This is a genomic window from Paenibacillus sp. FW126-R14 (genome assembly GCF_058789495.1).
The window spans coordinates 14,179-31,683 of sequence record NZ_JBYTBS010000059.1 but is presented as its reverse complement, the minus strand read 5'-3'; the positions used below and the strand labels follow the sequence as shown (position 1 = coordinate 31,683).

Here is a 17,505-nt window from a genome sequence, read left to right as displayed (position 1 = left end):
TTTACGGGAGCTTCAATGAATGGCATTGTTTAACATGAAAGTGCTTTCACAAAAAAATAAAAAGGGTGATTGTGAAATGGTAAAGAATTCAAAAAAGATCGTTTGCCTATCCATGTTGATGTCTTCAATGGTTGTTGTAAGTGCCTGCGGTAGTTCCAATTCATCTGATCCAGCCTCATCCGGTGCACCGACAAGCGATGCGAAAGCTACGGCCGCCGCTAGCGGAGAAAAAGTAACGATAACGTATGGCGGTTGGGGACTGGACACGATGACGGAAGTCATCAAAGCCTTTCAAGCCAGTCATCCGAATATCGAAGTAAAAGCGGAAAATACGCCGTACAAGCAATATTTCACCAAATTGGAAACGGCGGCGCAGGGCGGAACTATGCCTGACGTGCTGTGGATGAACGGACCCAATTTTATCAAGTACGCTGAGAACGGCATGCTGAAGGATTTGTCCGATAACATCAAAAAGGATCAATTGGACCTCAATAATTATCCGGCTTCGCTCGTTTCCCTGTACAGCTTAGGCGGCAAAAACTATGGAATTCCTAAAGATTATGACACGATCGGCCTCTGGTACAACAAGAAACTGTTCGATGAAAAAGGCGTTGCCTACCCTGACAGCACGTGGGATTGGAACAAGTTGACGGAAGCTGCGAAAAAGTTGACTGACCCAGGCAAAGGCATCTATGGTTTCGCGGCCCCGATGATGAATCAAGAGGATTACTATAATACGATTATTCAAGCCGGAGGCAGTATTATTTCCGACGATCACAAGAAGTCGGGGTACGATCAGCCTGAAGCTATTGAAGGATTGAAATTTTTAACGGATCTCATTCAAGTTCACAAAGTTTCGCCTACGCTTGCACAAATGACGGAAACGGCCCCATCGGATCTGTTTACTTCCGGTAAGCTTGCGATGTATTTCGACGGTTCATGGGCTGCATTCACGATCAATCAAAATGCCGATATGAAAAACAACGCCGATGTCGCTCCGCTGCCAAAAGGGAAAAAACAAGGCGTCGTCATTCACGGATTAGGCCATGTCATTTCTGCCAACTCGAAGCATCCAAAAGAGGCATGGGAATTTGTTAAGTTCCTTGGCTCGAAGGAAGCGGCGGAAGTTGCCGCGAAGCAAGGGGGCGCAATTCCGGCATTCAAAGGTTCTGAGACGGCTTGGTTAGCCACATTCCCGCAGTACCATGCGAAAGCATTCATTGACATGGCTGCGTATGCGACACCTTATCCGGTATCTAAGAATACATCGGTTTGGACAACGTATGAAACGGAGATTTTGAAGAACGCATGGACAGGGGATAAACCGGTAGCTGATGCAGCCAAAGAGCTCGGCGCCAAAATGAACCAAGCGCTAGCTGCGGAGAAATAAGCTTTCGGCACGGAGGTTCGCTTATAACGGCGAATCTCCGTCCCTACTACACTCATGGGAGCGTGAGTACTCATGCGAATCAGCTCGAAGCGCCGGTCCGATTGGATGTGGGCGTACATCATGATCACACCATTAATGCTTGGTTTGCTAGTCTTCTACATTTGGCCCGTATTTCAAACTTTTTATTTTTCATTCACGGATTGGGGCTCATTTGGCAAGTATACGTGGTCAGGCTTGTCCAACTATAAGAAGCTTTTCACGGATAAAGACCTTCTCTATGCTTTTCGAAATACGAGCATCTATATTATCACGGCGGTGCCGATCGGCATCCTTTTATCCATCGTACTGGCCGTACTTCTGAATCAGAAAGTCAAAGGACTCTCGATCTATAGAACCTTGTATTTTCTACCTGTCGTTACGATGCCCGCTGCGGTTGCGATGGTGTGGAAGTGGCTGTATAATTCCGATTTTGGTTTGATCAACTATGTGTTGAGCCGTTTGTCCATTACAGGACCGCATTGGTTGACGGACAACCGAACAGCCTTGCTGTCCATTATTATTGTCGCAATTTGGAGCTCAATCGGGAGCCATATGATTATCTTTTTGTCCGGGCTTCAGGGCATTTCCGAATCCTACTATGAAGCTGCATCGATCGACGGGGCAGGCGCTTTCACCAAATTCACCCGGATCACCATGCCTCTGCTGACACCGACGATCTTTTTCGTTATGGTCACGTCGCTTATCGGCGCATTCCAAGTGTTTGACTTCATTTATATGATGGTTGGCGATATTGTCATGGAATCTACGCAATCGATTGTTTTCTTATATTACAAATACGGTTTCCTGAAAAATGCCAAAGGGTACGCATCGTCCATCGCTGTGCTGCTGTTCATGATTATTATGTTGATTACGTATATTCAAATGAAAGTTCAAAAGAAATGGGTTCACTACGAATGAGGGGGGCGAGTGTATGAGCACGAAATCGGTCAATCAGAAATCGCTTCGGATCGGTGGGATCCATATCATCCTCATCCTGGGTGCGATTATCATGGTTACGCCATTTATTTGGATGTTCCTTACATCGGTAAAAACATTAGGAGAGTCAACGGCCATTCCTCCGGCTTTGCTGCCTAAAGCGTTTCAATGGAGCAATTATTCGAAGGTTTTTGTGAACTTGCCGTTCTTTACTTTCTATTGGAATACATTCATTACGACATTGGTTAAGGTCATTGGTCAGCTAATTATCTGTTCGTTAGCGGCGTATGCGTTTGCGAGGATTGCTTTTCCCGGGCGCCACTTCTTTTTCATCCTGATGCTGTCGGTCCTGATGGTACCCGGGCAAGTGTTCCTCATTCCGCAGTACATGATTATGAAAGATCTCGGCTGGCTGAACTCTTTGACGGCCTTGATCGTACCCGGCTTATTCAGCGCATTCGGAACTTTCCTGCTTCGGCAATTTTTCATGACGCTGCCCAATGAGCTGGAAGAAGCCGCAAAGCTGGATGGCTGCAACCAGTTCCGGATTTACTGGCAAATCATGCTGCCGCTGGCCAAATCAGGGATGATTGCCTTGGCGATCTTCACGATGCTGTGGTCATGGAACGATCTGATGTGGCCACTCATCGTCAACTCCTCCCCGGATAAAATGGTGCTGTCCGCAGGAATCGCCTTCTTGGAGGGCGAACATAAAACGAATTACACGATCATTATGGCAGGCTCGATGATGGCTATTTTGCCGATGATTATTATTTTCTTTGTTTTTCAACGTTCCTTTATTCAAGGGATTGCATTTACTGGAAGCAAGTCATAAGTTCCAACGTGTGCCAGCTTTCGGCTTAACTATAAGAAGTCACAGGAGATGAGAGTTTGATGCAAAAAGTTACGGCTATCCTGCTTGGAGCAGGCGATCGCGGCGCGCGGGCTTATGCGCCATATGCGCTGAATTATCCGCACGAGCTGCAAATTGTGGCAGTTGCAGAGCCAGATGAAGAACGTCGCGCTGCATTTACTTCGGCCCATCACATTGCACCGGAGCGCTCGGTCGAGAACTGGGAGCTGCTGCTGGCCCAGCCGAAAATTGCGGATATCGCCATCATTTGTACGCAGGATCAAATGCATTATCATCCTACATTGCAAGCGCTGGAGCTTGGCTACCACGTGCTGCTTGAGAAGCCGATGTCGCCAAGCCCGGAAGAATGCGTGGAAATGGAGCTCATGGCGAAGAAGCACAACAGGCTGTTGACGATTTGCCACGTTTTGCGTTACACGGCCTTCTGGACAGCGATGAAGCGGGTGATTGACGAAGGCAAGATCGGGCAAATCGTCAACATTCAGTTGAACGAAAATGTAGGCAATATGCATATGGCTCACAGCTTTGTGCGGGGGAACTGGAACAATGCCGAAAAGTCTTCTCCCATGATTTTGGCAAAATCATGCCATGACATGGATATTCTATCCTATATCATGGGCGAACCATGCGAGCGCATCACCTCATTCGGATCGCTCATGCATTTCAATGAGGAGCATGCTCCAGAGGGCGCGCCAGCGCGTTGTTTGGACGGTTGTCCGGCGGAATCGACCTGCCAGTACTATGCGCCCAAATATTATTTAGGCGCAGGCCGCCGCTGGTCGCGCAAGTTCACGATGGATACGAGCAATGAAGGCATCATTGAGGCGCTGCGGACGACGCCGTACGGGAAGTGCGTGTATCGCAGCGAGAACAATGTCGTTGACCACCAAGTGGTCAATATGCAGTTTGCCAGCGGCGCGACCGCGATGTTCAGTATGTGCGGGTTTACGCGGGATAACACGAGAATTTTGCAGATCATGGGCACGAAAGGCGACATTCGCGGCAACATGGAAGAGGACGAATTCACCGTTCATGATTTTGTGACGAATGAACAAACAACCGTACGCGTACATGCCTCGGAAGAGGGGCACAGCGGTGGGGACTCGGGCATCATGCGCAGCTTTTTAAACGAAGTCAGAACGTATCATGGCGGGGAAAGCAGCTCTTCCGCGTCGGTTTCCGTGCGCAGCCATCTGATGTCGTTTGCAGCGGAAGAATCCCGCTTGAATGGCGGCAAGCCGGTAGCGATCGAAGAGTTTTATAAACGGCTAGTAACGGTATAAATGAAAACGCAAGCGGCCAGAGCGAATGGCTGCTTGCGTTTTTTTAGGAAGAAGGGTAGTAAATGAGTGTTTTATATATAGCTTTCCGATCAGACAAATTCGTATACGTGTGCGGTCGATCGGCGGTGAAGTGGATCGCATCCCCAACTTGAAGGATGTAGCTCTCCTGGGCAATGGCAATTTGCAGCGTACCTTCCACCATAAGAATGTATTCTTCGACACCTTCGTTATGGGGCTCAGAAGCATGCGTGCAGCCTTGCTCCATTTCGACCGTGTAGATTTCGAAGTTTTTTTGCGGATGAAAAGGGAAAACAGGGTAGGCGCGATATTGTCCGTCCTCTTCGTCAAAGGAAGAAAGATCTTTGGCCCGAACAACCGTAATTTTCGGTTCATCATCCTCGATCAAGCTCGTGAAAGAGATCTGTAATCCGCTGACGATTTTCCAAAGGACGGAGATGGTAGGGTTAGAATCTCCCCGTTCGATCTGCCCCAGCATCGCTTTGCTGACACCTGTCAATTCGGCTACCTGATCCAAGCTTAAGCCTCTTGTTTTACGTATGTTCAGCAGCTTTCTGCCAACCATTTTGTGTATCGGTTCATGCATGTTTGCGACTCCTTTTCGTCAATTTATGTCCGTAAAAAATGCCTATTTACAATATAACATACATTCGTGTACTATGGTATATATAAACAGTAAAACGCACGTATGTGTATTATATTGTATGTTTGTCCTAGGAGGAATTTAGATGGGTGCAACGATGATAGGGTTGGTTAAAGAACACCGGGGACCCGGTGCGACATTGAAAGAAGTTCCGGTTCCCACTTGCGGTGCCGATGAAGTGCTTGTTCGCATTAAGGCGACTTCCATTTGCGGAACGGATTTACACATATACAATTGGGATGCTTGGGCGGACAAAACGGTCCTAACCCCGAATGTGTTCGGGCATGAGTTCGCGGGGATCGTCGTGGAGATCGGAGACCGCGTAACCGGGGTTAAGATCGGGGATCGCGTATCGGCAGAAGGCCATATGATTTGCGGAAGCTGCAAAGCATGCCGGACTGGTAATGGTCACGTTTGCCCGAATACCAAAAGCTTTGGAATTACAGCACCCGGTTGTTTTGCCGAATATGCGGTTGTGAAAGCGAGCAACATTATTCATAATGCCCCGGAGTTGCCTTTTGAAATTGCTTGTTTGCAAGATCCGCTGGGGAATGCCGTGCAGACCGTTTTGTCCGGAGACATTGTGGGTAAAACAGTTGCAATCATCGGTGTTGGACCGATTGGCATGCTGGCCATCAAAGTAGCGAAAGCCTGCGGCGCCGGTGCGATCTATGCGGTGGACATTAATCCAAACCGGTTAAACATGGCCTTGCAAATGGGTGCGGATGTTACGATAAATGCAATGGAAACGCGTACATCGGAGGAACTTCGCAAGCTGACAGACGGAGAGGGCGTTGAGGTCGTGCTCGAAATGTCTGGAAATCCGATGGCGATTGCGGACGCGTTTGAGGCTGCGGCCAATGCCGGCAGAGTATCTTTGCTCGGTATTCCGACCAAGGAAGTCAGTTTGGATGTCACGAATCAGATTATATTTAAAGGGCTGAAGGTTGAAGGTATTACGGGCCGGAAAATGTACCAAACTTGGTACCAAATGAAGGGCCTGCTGAACCAGCATCGATTGGATCTAGCCTCGGTCATTACACATAGATTCACGCTGGACCAGTATGAGGAAGCTTTCCGCTTAATGCAAGAGGGCCAATGCGGTAAAATTGTATTTACTCACTAAAAAGAATACTTACGATGAATGTTTGATTCATAAAATCAAAAGCAAAAGCTTACGAAGCAAGTTTGTTCCACAAAAACTCTGAGGAGGGCGCACATGAATTACTTGAACGATTTGGCGGCTGATATTGAAGGCTGGAAGCGGGATGGACGTTACCGTACGATTAAAGTATGGGAAAGCGGATCGGATACATGGATGCATTTGAACGGGAGAAAAGTTCTCCAAATGTCTTCCAATAACTACTTGGGATTGACCCATCATCCGAAGCTGAAGGAAGCGGCTATTGCAGCCATCGAGAAATATGGCGTCGGCAGCGGATCGGTACGCACCATTACGGGTACGCTCGATATTCACGAGCAATTGGAGCTTGAGCTGGCGGCCTTTAAAGGCACGGAAGCGGCGCTTGTGTTTCAATCCGGTTTCACGACCAATCAAGGCGCTTTATCATCGATTCTCGGTGCAGATGACGTCGTGATCAGCGATGAACTGAACCATGCCAGCATTATTGACGGGATTCGTCTCACGAAGGCGGCTCGCAAAATTTTTGCCCATAAAGACATGAATCAACTGGAGGCGGTGCTCAAAGAAACGCAAAAGCATCGCAAACGCGTTGTCGTTACGGATGGCGTGTTCAGTATGGACGGCGATATTGCGCCGCTTCCTGACATTGTGCAATTGGCAGAAGCATACGACGCCATCGTGTATGTCGATGATGCGCATGCGAGCGGCGTTCTGGGCAAAAACGGCAAAGGCTCAACAGACCACTTCGGCCTTCACGGACGCGTTCATATTCAAATTGGTACATTGTCCAAAGCCATTGGCGCTGTTGGCGGTTATGTTGCGGGAGCGCAGCTGCTCAAAGAGCATTTGATTCATACAGCGAGACCGTTCTTGTTCAGCACATCGCAGACACCAGCTGTGGCAGCAACATGTTTGGCTGCGATTCAGGTGCTGCGTGATAGTTCCGACCTAGTAACCAAGCTGTGGGACAACGCAAATGGATTCCGGAGTGAACTGCAGCGTTTGGGCTTCGATACAGGGGCCAGCGAAACGCCGATCATCCCGATCATTATCGGCGATCCTGCGCAAACGATGCGTTTCTCCGATCGCTTGCTCGAAGAAGGCGTATTCGCGCAAGGGATTGTTTATCCAACGGTAGCGATGGACAAAGGCCGCGTACGTCTCATCGTTACGGCACAGCATACGAAGGAAGATTTGGCTTTTGCGTTGAACGCTCTGCAGAAGGTTGGCAGAGAATTCGGACTGGTGTAAGTGAGTCAAGTGCAGAAAGAACAGTGAACATCAGAGGGCTGTCTCACAAGTAGTTGATTCTACTTGAGGGGCAGCTTTTATGCTTGGCATTTTATTTGTTCCTCTGCTTCTTCAATAAGCCGTCACGTGTTGACAGCCGTTAAATTCTATGGTCTTTGTGGTAAAATGGTAACAGCAATCGAAAGGCGGTGTTATTCATGAGCGTGGACCGTGAAGAACTAAAACGAAGAATTGACTATATACCTGAGCAAGATGTCACGGAAGTAGTTGGTCTTTTAGATAAATTGAGTTTGAAGCGGGAACGCGAAGACTTCCAAGGCATAGACGTGAAAGCTCTTTCGGAGGAAGAAGACCTCATCCGTCAAGTTCAAAAAAGCCGTGAAGAGCGGCAGGCTGGACTTTTTTATGACCAAGAAAAAGGGTTAGATTATTTGCGTTCAAAGATCAAGGCGTTTGAGCGTGGACAAAATTAATAATGTGCTTTGGTCATCAAGCAAATAACAACGGGCCTGTTGAAAGGTTTATTGGGCTAGATGGGGACTTTATCAAGTCATTCTTATATTCGAGGTTAACGAAGAGGAAGCCATTGTCTGGGTCGATAGAGTTAAGCACTAGCGAGAAAATGTTTACTGGAAGCCGTAAGTGGAATTATTCCGAAAATCATGTGGACCGTTCATTTGAGCGGTCTTTTTTCATACCTTTTTCAGACAAAGGAATGGAGGGCAACCGTATGAAGAGATATATTCCTATACTGAGCCCCAAATCGAGCACCACTTCAAGGGTGATGCGATGTGAGTTGTAAACCGAGTCACCCAAGCAACTTGCCTGCGCGGCGCAATGATCGGTAGGCGTCTTTCTTGTCTACGCTTTACCCTTTTTGTGGTATAATGGATAAAGAAAAATCTCTGGCACTTGCAAGCCGTTGGAGCTGAAATGATGACCGAACTGTTAAAGCCGTCTGTCGATTTTGTGTTTAAAAAAATATTTGGCAGCGAAGAAAATAAAGATGAAGTACTGCTCAATTTCTTAAATGAAGCGTTACGGGAAACGGAACCGAAGCCGTTTGTCAGTCTGACAATACTCAATCCGAATATTGATAAAAATGCTGTGACTGACAAGCAGTCCATTCTGGATGTCCGAGCCAAAACCGAGGACGGCAAGCAGGTGAATCTGGAAATCCAGGTTAGCAACAAGCACGATATGGCAAAGCGCAGTATGTACTACTCGGCCAAAATGTATGAGGAGCAATTAGAGGAAGGTAAATTATACACGACCTTGCAAAAAGTCATTTCAATCAACATATTGACCTTCAGCTATATGTCAAACGAACGCTTTCATAACATATTTCACATGAGAGAAGACCATACAGGAGAACTGTTAATAGACGATATTGAAATTCATTTTATGGAGCTGTCGAAGCTGGGGATCAAAGCCCACGAAATGGACAGCCGACTTGTAAATTGGCTGATGTTCATTAATGGCACGAATCAGGATCGATGGGAGGAATTAGCGATGGATACACCTGGCTTGAAAAAAGCGATGACGACGTTGGAGTTTTTGAGTCAAGACAAAGAAGCGCGGATGCTGTATGAAATGCGGAAAAAAGCGCTGCTGGATGAGCAGTCTGCTTTGGATTATGTGGAATCCAGGGGCAGAGAGGAAGGAAAGACCGAGGTGGCTGCTAATATGCTGCAGGAAGGCTTGCCAGTTTCATTGATTGCTAAAGTAACAGGTTTGTCCGAAAGGGAAGTTGAAGCACTGAAAAATCGGTTGCATTAAGTTAAATAGATATATGCAAGATTCTCAAGAGGATCAGGGCCGCCGCTCTGATCTTCTTTTTTTGCACTCATTTTATGGATAGGAGCACCAGTGAAAAGTTAATGAATTTTCTCTACTGCTGAGGTTAAGCAAAGCCCTAGCTTTAATTAAAATAGAATTTATATGTTTTGTGAAAGGTTGGGATTATTTGCTAATATAAGAAGGGAGAGCGCAATACTCTGATAGAATTGGAAGTGGAGGTTAACGGAAGACAAACTCATATTATCATTTCAATATAAAGGAGGACTCTTATGAACAAAATTATGAAAATCGGCGCTGTGCTTCTGACAGCTGCGCTGCTGGCCTCAGCCTGCACGGGAAAAAACCATTCAGCCAACACGACGGAAAGCGCCTATAGTCAAACCAATGCAGCCAGAGCTTACACGATCCTTGCCGACAAGCTGCATACGCCTTGGTCCATTCAAATTGACGGGGATACGATCTATGTGAGCGAGCGTGTAGGAAGCATTGTCAAAGTCAAAGAAGGTTCTGTGACGCGTCAAAAGGTGCGGCTCCATAAATCGCTGAAAAATCAAGGAGAAGGCGGATTTCTAGGGCTTCAACTCACTACGGATTTTCACAAATCACGACAAGCCTATGCCTATCATACTTATGAAGAGGGCAGCAAGGTTTTCAATCGAGTCGTCCTCCTGCAGGAGAAAAACGGCGCTTGGGATGAGATTGAATCCTATCTGGAAGGCATTCCTGGCGGTTATACCCACAATGGAGGCAGGCTGGCGATCGGACCCGACCATATGTTGTACATCACAACCGGCGATGCCGGAAATGAGAAGCTTGCTCAAGATGTGCAAAGTACCGCTGGCAAAATATTGCGCATGACCCTGGATGGCAAAGTTCCCGCAGACAACCCGTTCCCAGGATCCTACGTGTATACTTACGGTCATCGGAATTCGCAAGGCATCGTGTGGGACAAGCAAGGGCGTATGTTCAGCTCCGAACACGGACCTTCAGGAAACCCTGGCGGGCATGATGAGATTAACCAAATTGAAAAAGGACGCAATTACGGCTGGCCGGTCATCATAGGAAACTCCAAAAAGGACGGCATGATCAGTCCGCTGTATCAAACCGGAGATACCGCCATCGCTCCGTCGGGGATTGCTGTGGATGCAGAGGGGCAATTGCTGATCGCAGCTTTGCGAGGCGAGAAGCTTTACAGGTACAATCCCGGTACGAATCTCCTAACAGTAAAGCTGGAAGGCGAAGGAAGGCTCCGGGATGTCAAGGCTCACAATGGGAATATATATGTGCTTACAAACAATACGGATGGCAGAGGCAAACCATCAGATCAAGATGACCGGCTGTTGCTGCTAAAGTAAGCAGTAATCAAAAAAACCTAATCCGCTCAGCTGCCGCTGGAAGGATTAGGTTTGTATGCGTTGCACAGTTGTGGTCAGGCGTACTTTTTGAAAACGAGCACAGCATTGTGGCCTCCGAAGCCGAAGGAACTCGATAAGCCGTAGTGCAGCTCAGCCTTTCTCGCCACGAGAGGCACATAGTCGAGATCGCAAGCCGGATCTGGATTTTCCAAATTAATGGTAGGCGGAATTAAGTTGTCTTGCAATGTCTTAATCAGCGCCACTGCTTCTACGCCGCCAGCTGCGCCAAGCATATGTCCGAGCATGGATTTGTTTGCGGAGATCGGCACGTCATACGCGCGGCTGCCGAGCAGACGCTTGATGGCAAGCGTCTCCGACAGATCACCGGCGGGGGTGCTTGTCGCATGCGCGTTGATCGTGTCAAGCTCCTCCGCCGCAAGCCCGGCGTCGGCGAGCGCTTCGCGCATAGCTCGGTATGCGCCCAAGCCTTCAGGATCGGTCGCCACGATGTGGTAGGCGTCCGATGTTGAGCCATAGCCGATGAGCTCGGCATGGATGCGGGCACCCCGGCGCTCGGCATGCTCGAGCGACTCAAGCACGAGCACGCCGGCGCCTTCGGCGGCGACGAAACCGTCGCGCTGCGCGTCGAACGGGCGGCTCGCCTGCTCCGGCGCGTCACACCGCGTCGACAAGGCCGTGGCATTGCCGAAGCCCGCCAGCGCGAGGTCGGTGACCGTCGCTTCGGCGCCTCCGGCAATGACGGCGTCTGCGCCTCCGCGCTGGATCAGCTTAAAAGCCTCGCCAATGGCATTGTTACCCGTGGCGCAGGCGGTGACCGGAGCGAGGGAAGGCCCTTTGGCTCCGAACAAAATGCTGACCTGCGCAGCCGCCATATTGGCGATCATCATGGGCACGACGGTCGGACTCACGCGGCTGGGACCGCGGTTGAGCAGCGTGCGGTAGTTGTCCAGCATGGTATGAATCCCGCCGATGCCGGAGCCGATATAGACTCCGATTCGCTCTTCGTTGGCTGCGTCGATTTCCAGTGCAGCATCCTTCAGCGCCTGTTTGGCAGCGGCTACGGCAAATTGCGTGTAGCGATCCATACGGCGCACATCGCGCCGTCCAACGGCCGCTTCTGCATTAAAGTCGCGAACCACTCCGGCGATGCTGGTTTTATAATCGCTAACATCCATATGTGTGATTTGGGAAATACCGGATGTACCGCTGACAAGATTTTCCCAAAAAGTAGCTACCTCATTGCCGATGGGCGTAATGACGCCCATCCCTGTGACAACGACTCGTTTCATGTATAACGCCTCCCAAATGTAACTTGCAAAAGTACTTCTTCAGCATCTTTGTCATTAGAATGTCATAAACGTTATCCTATTACAAGTTACAGTTTATACTGGTATAATAACTTCTAGGATGCGAGGTTAAGGAGGAAGTAAACTGAATACGAAAGAACGGCTGCAAGCACTTTCCGAGTTTTTAAAAGCACATCGTGCAAAGCTGAAACCTAGTGATGCGGGGCTACTCGGCGGCAGCCGAAGAAGAACGCCGGGCCTGCGCAGAGAAGAAGTCGCGGCGATTGCCGGGGTAAGCACGACCTGGTATACCTGGTTAGAGCAGGGCAGAGAAATTAAAATGTCAGTCCAAGTGCTGGATAGTATCGCGACAGCTCTGCAATTGAACGAGGACGAACGGCAATATTTGTTCATGCTGGCGCTGGAGCAGCCGGGACCTACGACAATTATTGACCAGACCCCTGCTACCGTGTCCCCGGCTTTACTTCGAATTTTGGACGAGCTTTATGCTTGTCCCACTATTATTTCGGATCGCAGGTGCAATATTGTGGGCTGGAATCAAGCGGCGGCAGCTATATTTTTGGATTTTGCGATGATTCCGCTGGAAGAGCGAAATTTAATTTGGCTGCTTTTTACAAGGAAAGAATTAAAAGCATTGGCCGTTAACTGGCGGGATTTCGTCATGGGCTTTCTGGCGATGTTTCGCTCCTATTACGGGCAGTACGTAGGTGATAACTGGTATAGTGAGTTTATTGAGCGGATTAGCGCGGAGAACCGGGATTTTCGAACTTTTTGGAATCAGAGCGATGTCAGCAGTGCGCCCGAAGTGTTCATTGAATTCCGGCATGCGAAAGTGGGGAAGCTGCTTTTTGATTTGACTACATTGCAAGTGCAAGGCAGAGCAGATTTGAGATGCAGTGTGTATACACCGTCACCCGGTTCCGATACCGATGCTAAAGTAAAGCTGCTGATGAGCAAAATTTAGCACGGAGAGCTGAGATTTGTGGGAATCCTAGCGCCCAGTTGTTCCACAAACCATATACAAAAAGCTGCCCCTCCGTCATCAACGATGACTTGTGGGACAGCTTTAAACAGCTCTATTTTATAAATGAGTCACCTTCTTGTCTTCACGTTCTAACGCTTTCTGCTGTTCTTTGGTGAAGGTGCAGCGCAGCTTGGCTAATCCGGTGTGTTCGTTGACGTAAATGATTCTTACAATGCCATGGATGGATTTCAGTTGTTTGGTCCATTCTCTTGGATCGAACATGAACATCAACTCCTTTATGGAAACGCTTTACTTTATACTCCATCCTATGTGCAAAGGACAAGTTTCATGCCTGAGGTATGGAAATGCTGAAAAAGTGGCATTATGGAAAGTAATGACATGATTATCGGCGGGTGGTTGTTGCAAATGGTAAAAGAAAATTCAGCAATATGTTCGTATTGCGATGCTTCAGCGACATTTCGGATCGGAAATGCCGAGTATGAACTTCACGCTTGCGACCGGCATGAAGACTCTGCGGTTAACGAATTTGATTTCGTGAGTGGAGAACTATCTTGGAGAACTATTTCAATGGCTTCTCACGGCTTTCCTGAGCGGGCGAACGTTTAAACAGGAGGGATTCCCATTCGGTTATTTCATTTAAGCTATATTCTATTTTTTTGTGCTGTGCTTCTGGCTGGCATCATTGGAATCGCTTGGTTCGTTTTTCATCGCAGAAAAAGAAAAGCACGTTAAATTGCTCGGTTTGCAGGCCAAACGAAGTATGCGCAAGAACCTCCATTTTCCACATATTGAGTGGATCTGGGGGTTCTTTTGTATTTGCGTAAGTTAAATTCGAATGAAGAGGTCATTCATGCTAAAATATGCTTCAGGCATTTTCATTACAAGCGTCAGAATTGGAGATGATGGCATGGAAATCGAAAAAGTCAGAAAAGAGCAAGCCTGGCAGCTGCGGCATGAAGTGATGTGGCCAGAGCGGGATTTGTCCTATGTTCAGCTGGCGGATGACGAGAAGGGTGTGCATTACGGCCTTGTAGACGAGGGAACGCTTATTTCCGTAGTCTCTTTATTCATAGATGGAGAGGACGCTCAGTTTCGCAAATTTGCTACAAAACGATCCGATCAGGGCAAGGGCTATGGTAGCCGTTTGCTGAGTCACATGCTTGAAGAGGCTTATCAAGCCGGTGTAAAGCGTATTTTTTGCAATGCGAGAAGCAGCAAGGTTTCATTTTATGAAAAGTTCGGACTTACGGTTACAGAGCTTCAATTTACAAAAGGCGGAAAAGATTATGTCGTGATGGAACGTTTTTTCACGTCTGAACCTTGATTAAGAAAGGGAAATGCACATGTTGAACAAGCTGTACTACAACTCTGCCTACACCAGGGAATGGCAAACAACGATTAGCGAGATTTTGGAACGGGAAGACGGGTATTATGTCACTTTGGCGGAGACGGCTTTCTATCCGCATGGAGGCGGGCAGCCTTGTGATGCAGGGCGCATTAATGGCATTCCTGTACTGGATGTTAGCAGCGAAGGGGACGCCGTGCTGCACAAACTGGCTAGTTTACCGGAAGAGGGGAAGGCGACCTGCGAGGTAGATTGGGATCGTAGGTTCGATCACATGCAGCAGCATAGCGGACAGCATCTGTTATCTGCGGTATGCCGCGATCTCTATCAAGCTATGACCCTCTCTTTTCACTTGGGGACGGACTATGCCACCATTGACGTTGAATCGCCAGAGTTGTCCCCGGTTCAACTGGCTGCGATTGAGAAAGAAGTGAATCAGCAAATCTACAATAATCGCAGCATCACCAGTTATTTCGTTTCGGAAGAAGAGCTGGCTCGCTTACCGCTTGTCAAACAGCCCAAAGTAACGGAAAATATCCGGATCGTCGAAATCAAGGATATTGAATATAATGCATGCGGGGGTACCCATGTTTCATCAACAGGTGAAATTGGGATGATCAAGCTGCTGAAAGCGGAAAAGCAGAAGGGGAATACGCGGATCTACTTTAAATGCGGATACCGTGCGCTGGAGGAGTTTAACGAGATTCTGAAAATTCTAGGCGCTTTATCCCATAAATTCAATACAGGGAAAGATGACATTCTCGACCGGATTGAGAAGTGGGAGCTCGAGCACAAACAGCTTCAAGCCGAGCTAGCGGAATTGAAAGAGACTAACGAAGCTTATGTCGTACAAGAGTTGTTGTCCAATCGCGAAGGAGACTTAATTGCGCACGTATTCGAAGACAAGTCCTTGAAAGATCTTCAGAGCCTGGCAAGCAGATTAACGGCAGAAAGCAATCTCCCTGTGCTTCTTGCGACTCATATAGAAAACAAAGTTGTCCTCGCGAATAATGAACCCGCTTTATCCTGCGGAGCATTCTTCAAAACGAATTTGGGAGCGTACCAAGGAAAAGGTGGAGGGAGCGACAAGATCGCCCAAGCAGGGTTCCAGACCTGGGACGATGCCTCAGCTTTCTATGCGTTTGCTAAACACCAGTTGACTATCCGATCGTAAAAAGAAACAGGCAGTTGATCCATAATGGATCTGCTGCCTGTTTGTGATTGTAAAAATCCCGTCCCTCTGAAAAAGAGGGGATTTCAAGTATCTAACATGGCCGGAAAGGGAAAAAAGGTCTTGTATCTATTAAAGCGATAGCTAAGAGATCAAACAGCACGAGCGGTAAAATAAAGGGCAGAAAAGAGATTTGCGCTTGCTTACCGTTTCTTATCGGTTTTAAATATACTTTATTGTTGTCTACTTTTACAATGGTTCCTTTGTAAGTCCCGTGCGTCGTTTTAATCATCACTTGGCGGTTGAGGTACGTTTTGCAAATTCGATAGGAGTCCGTCTTTTTCATCATGTATACCTCCTTTCTAGCAGTCTTAATCTAGTATATGTTCGTCCCATAGAACTAGTGCGTGTGAAATGCTTCGCTAACGGGAAAATCTCCCACTAAATGACTCGAATGATAGAAGCTTAATTGCACAAAGAGGGTGTCCCATAAGTCATGGAAATGACTGGGGACACCCTGTAAACATCAAGAAACCGTTCTCTGGTAAATGGAGGTACCACCCATTTAAGAAAGGAACGGTTTCTTGGTGCTTTCACTATACCATACTGCTACCAATGGATTTGGAGGAAGATATTCCTTCTTGTTTGTAAATATCCCACATCCCATTTCTTCTTCGCCAAGTAATGTTTGCACGATATTCGTAAATGGGGTAATCTCTGATATGATTAGAAATAACGCTATGCCGGTTAAATGCAATGGAATAACGCCGAATCGGTTAACATTTTTGCCAGATTGCTAGTCTTATTTTTATCATATACGGATCTTGTAAAGTAGATTCGTACAATTTGCGTTGTGCGACATATTTCTACGAAATTCATAGTTTTCTTACATTATATTCATTTGTATTATAGTTAATATTACCCATAAGTTCAATATATTTCGGCTTTTCTACTAGATCGGAGTTCCTAATATATGTTCTCTTAAGCAATCTTCGACATAATCCGGGGCTGCTTTTTTGATTTGCTGTACGGTATGCAGGTATCTTTGAGTCGTATTGATATGCGTATGACCTAGAGACTCTTGAACCTGCTGCAAGGATGCTCCCCGAAGTAACGCCAGTGTCGCATTCGTATGTCTGAGCCAGTGAGGCGTTACTTTCTTGTTTACATTCCACTGTTTTCTCGCCTTCTGAATAATTTTTTCGACAGCTCTTACGGACAAGGGGAACATTCTGAGTTCTTGTTCTTTATCCGATTTTTGCAACTGAATAAAATATTGGTTAAGCAGCTTCCATAATAGCTGAGGCACTTTAACCTCGCGTTCTTTTCCGCCTTTGCCGTATACGGTCAGCCAAATTGACGTTTCCGCTGGATCTGTATGAAAGTCCCCCCATTTCATCGCTATTAATTCCGATACCCTTAATCCAAGCAGCGCAAGCGTCAGTCCGATTAAATAATCGCGCATGCCCTGCTGCTTCAGCTGTTCTATAAGCAAAACGAGCTCGCTGGTCGTTAAATAATGATTTTTACTCGTGATCGTTACTTTAGGCGTACGAACGGAACTCGTCGGATTCATGGCGAAAATCCCGATGTTGGGATCGCTTCCCCATTTGTATAACGAACGAATGGGCGCTATATGGATGGCAACCGTGGCCGGTGCTTGAGACTGATTGTTCTTGCTGAACAGACCTTGCATCAAACCCAATTTGTATGCTTCAATTTCCCGCCATGTTACTTCTTTAAGCGTCTTGCTGCCGATAAAAGAGCGGAACTTGTTAACCGCATTTTTATAATTTCGAATGGTGAATTCGGATCGATGATACGCGGAAAGGAACATGGCAAGTATCTGGTCGTCTGAATAATTGTTGTTCTCGGTTGAAGCGGCAAGTGTGGTCTGTACGATCTGTGTGCTCATTTTTACCTCCTCGGATTGGTCGCACAAC

The 17,505-nt window shown here is 47.4% G+C and carries 18 protein-coding genes; 13 read left to right on the top strand and 5 right to left on the bottom strand.

What is annotated here, in order from left to right; genetic code table 11:
* The first annotated feature begins 76 nt into the window (after nt 1-76).
* The 4 genes from AC3WRW_RS27400 (at nt 77) to AC3WRW_RS27385 (ending at nt 4,522) form a co-directional block, all read left to right on the top strand.
* The gene (locus tag AC3WRW_RS27400) at nt 77-1,390 is read left to right on the top strand and encodes an ABC transporter substrate-binding protein (RefSeq protein WP_492549396.1); all 1,314 of its coding nucleotides are present in this window, start codon (nt 77-79) and stop codon (nt 1,388-1,390) included.
* A gap of 72 nt (nt 1,391-1,462) precedes the next feature.
* Nucleotides 1,463-2,347 (top strand): carbohydrate ABC transporter permease, encoded by an 885-nt coding sequence (locus AC3WRW_RS27395; RefSeq protein WP_492549395.1) that lies wholly within the window; start codon nt 1,463-1,465, stop codon nt 2,345-2,347.
* 13 nt (nt 2,348-2,360) lie between these two features.
* A complete protein-coding gene (locus AC3WRW_RS27390) occupies nt 2,361-3,200 on the top strand; it encodes a carbohydrate ABC transporter permease (protein ID WP_492549394.1) in 840 nt (279 codons plus the stop codon).
* A gap of 59 nt (nt 3,201-3,259) precedes the next feature.
* Nucleotides 3,260-4,522, top strand: a complete 1,263-nt coding sequence (locus tag AC3WRW_RS27385; RefSeq protein WP_492549412.1) for a Gfo/Idh/MocA family protein — start codon at nt 3,260-3,262, stop codon at nt 4,520-4,522.
* Nucleotides 4,523-4,565: 43 nt separating this feature from the next.
* Here the strand turns inward: AC3WRW_RS27385 and AC3WRW_RS27380 are convergent, their stop codons facing one another.
* Complete coding sequence (locus AC3WRW_RS27380; RefSeq protein ID WP_492549393.1) at nt 4,566-5,126, bottom strand: helix-turn-helix domain-containing protein; 561 nt, start codon at nt 5,124-5,126, stop codon at nt 4,566-4,568.
* Between the two features lie 142 nt (nt 5,127-5,268).
* Here AC3WRW_RS27380 and tdh point away from each other — a divergent pair, with 142 nt between their 5' ends.
* The 5 genes from tdh to AC3WRW_RS27355 all read left to right on the top strand — a co-directional run bounded on the left by tdh (nt 5,269) and on the right by AC3WRW_RS27355 (nt 10,733).
* Entirely contained in the window at nt 5,269-6,309 is a 1,041-nt protein-coding gene (gene tdh / locus AC3WRW_RS27375) for an L-threonine 3-dehydrogenase (RefSeq protein ID WP_492549392.1), read from the top strand.
* Nucleotides 6,310-6,402: 93 nt separating this feature from the next.
* Nucleotides 6,403-7,578 (top strand): glycine C-acetyltransferase, encoded by a 1,176-nt coding sequence (locus tag AC3WRW_RS27370; protein ID WP_492549391.1) that lies wholly within the window; start codon nt 6,403-6,405, stop codon nt 7,576-7,578.
* A gap of 197 nt (nt 7,579-7,775) precedes the next feature.
* The gene (locus tag AC3WRW_RS27365; RefSeq protein WP_492549390.1) at nt 7,776-8,051 is read left to right on the top strand and encodes a hypothetical protein; all 276 of its coding nucleotides are present in this window, start codon (nt 7,776-7,778) and stop codon (nt 8,049-8,051) included.
* Nucleotides 8,052-8,514: 463 nt separating this feature from the next.
* Nucleotides 8,515-9,357 (top strand): Rpn family recombination-promoting nuclease/putative transposase, encoded by an 843-nt coding sequence (locus AC3WRW_RS27360; protein ID WP_492549389.1) that lies wholly within the window; start codon nt 8,515-8,517, stop codon nt 9,355-9,357.
* Between the two features lie 290 nt (nt 9,358-9,647).
* Nucleotides 9,648-10,733 (top strand): PQQ-dependent sugar dehydrogenase, encoded by a 1,086-nt coding sequence (locus AC3WRW_RS27355; RefSeq protein WP_492549388.1) that lies wholly within the window; start codon nt 9,648-9,650, stop codon nt 10,731-10,733.
* Nucleotides 10,734-10,807: 74 nt separating this feature from the next.
* Here the strand turns inward: AC3WRW_RS27355 and fabF are convergent, their stop codons facing one another.
* Entirely contained in the window at nt 10,808-12,043 is a 1,236-nt protein-coding gene (gene fabF, locus AC3WRW_RS27350) for a beta-ketoacyl-ACP synthase II (RefSeq protein ID WP_492549387.1), read from the bottom strand.
* Nucleotides 12,044-12,185: 142 nt separating this feature from the next.
* On the opposite strand from fabF, the gene AC3WRW_RS27345 reads away from it, so the two are divergent.
* Nucleotides 12,186-13,025, top strand: a complete 840-nt coding sequence (locus AC3WRW_RS27345; RefSeq protein WP_492549411.1) for a helix-turn-helix transcriptional regulator — start codon at nt 12,186-12,188, stop codon at nt 13,023-13,025.
* Between the two features lie 117 nt (nt 13,026-13,142).
* Here the strand turns inward: AC3WRW_RS27345 and AC3WRW_RS27340 are convergent, their stop codons facing one another.
* A complete protein-coding gene (locus tag AC3WRW_RS27340) occupies nt 13,143-13,307 on the bottom strand; it encodes a hypothetical protein (protein WP_492549386.1) in 165 nt (54 codons plus the stop codon).
* Nucleotides 13,308-13,409: 102 nt separating this feature from the next.
* Between AC3WRW_RS27340 and AC3WRW_RS27335 the strand changes: the two genes are divergently transcribed.
* From AC3WRW_RS27335 to AC3WRW_RS27325, 3 genes are all read left to right on the top strand, one after another.
* Nucleotides 13,410-13,652 (top strand): hypothetical protein, encoded by a 243-nt coding sequence (locus AC3WRW_RS27335; RefSeq protein WP_492549385.1) that lies wholly within the window; start codon nt 13,410-13,412, stop codon nt 13,650-13,652.
* 301 nt (nt 13,653-13,953) lie between these two features.
* Nucleotides 13,954-14,370 carry a GNAT family N-acetyltransferase gene (locus AC3WRW_RS27330; RefSeq protein ID WP_492549410.1) on the top strand — a complete coding sequence of 139 codons (417 nt, stop codon included), beginning with the start codon at nt 13,954-13,956 and terminating at the stop codon, nt 14,368-14,370.
* A 19-nt stretch (nt 14,371-14,389) separates the two neighbouring features.
* Nucleotides 14,390-15,565: an alanyl-tRNA editing protein gene (locus tag AC3WRW_RS27325; protein WP_492549384.1), complete on the top strand. Its 1,176-nt coding sequence runs from the start codon at nt 14,390-14,392 to the stop codon at nt 15,563-15,565.
* Between the two features lie 91 nt (nt 15,566-15,656).
* Here AC3WRW_RS27325 and AC3WRW_RS27320 read toward each other — a convergent pair whose 3' ends face one another.
* Together AC3WRW_RS27320 and AC3WRW_RS27315 are read right to left on the bottom strand one after the other, a co-directional pair.
* The gene (locus AC3WRW_RS27320; RefSeq protein WP_492549383.1) at nt 15,657-15,908 is read right to left on the bottom strand and encodes a hypothetical protein; all 252 of its coding nucleotides are present in this window, start codon (nt 15,906-15,908) and stop codon (nt 15,657-15,659) included.
* Nucleotides 15,909-16,514: 606 nt separating this feature from the next.
* A complete protein-coding gene (locus AC3WRW_RS27315; RefSeq protein ID WP_492549382.1) occupies nt 16,515-17,477 on the bottom strand; it encodes a tyrosine-type recombinase/integrase in 963 nt (320 codons plus the stop codon).
* Nucleotides 17,478-17,505 lie beyond the last annotated feature (28 nt).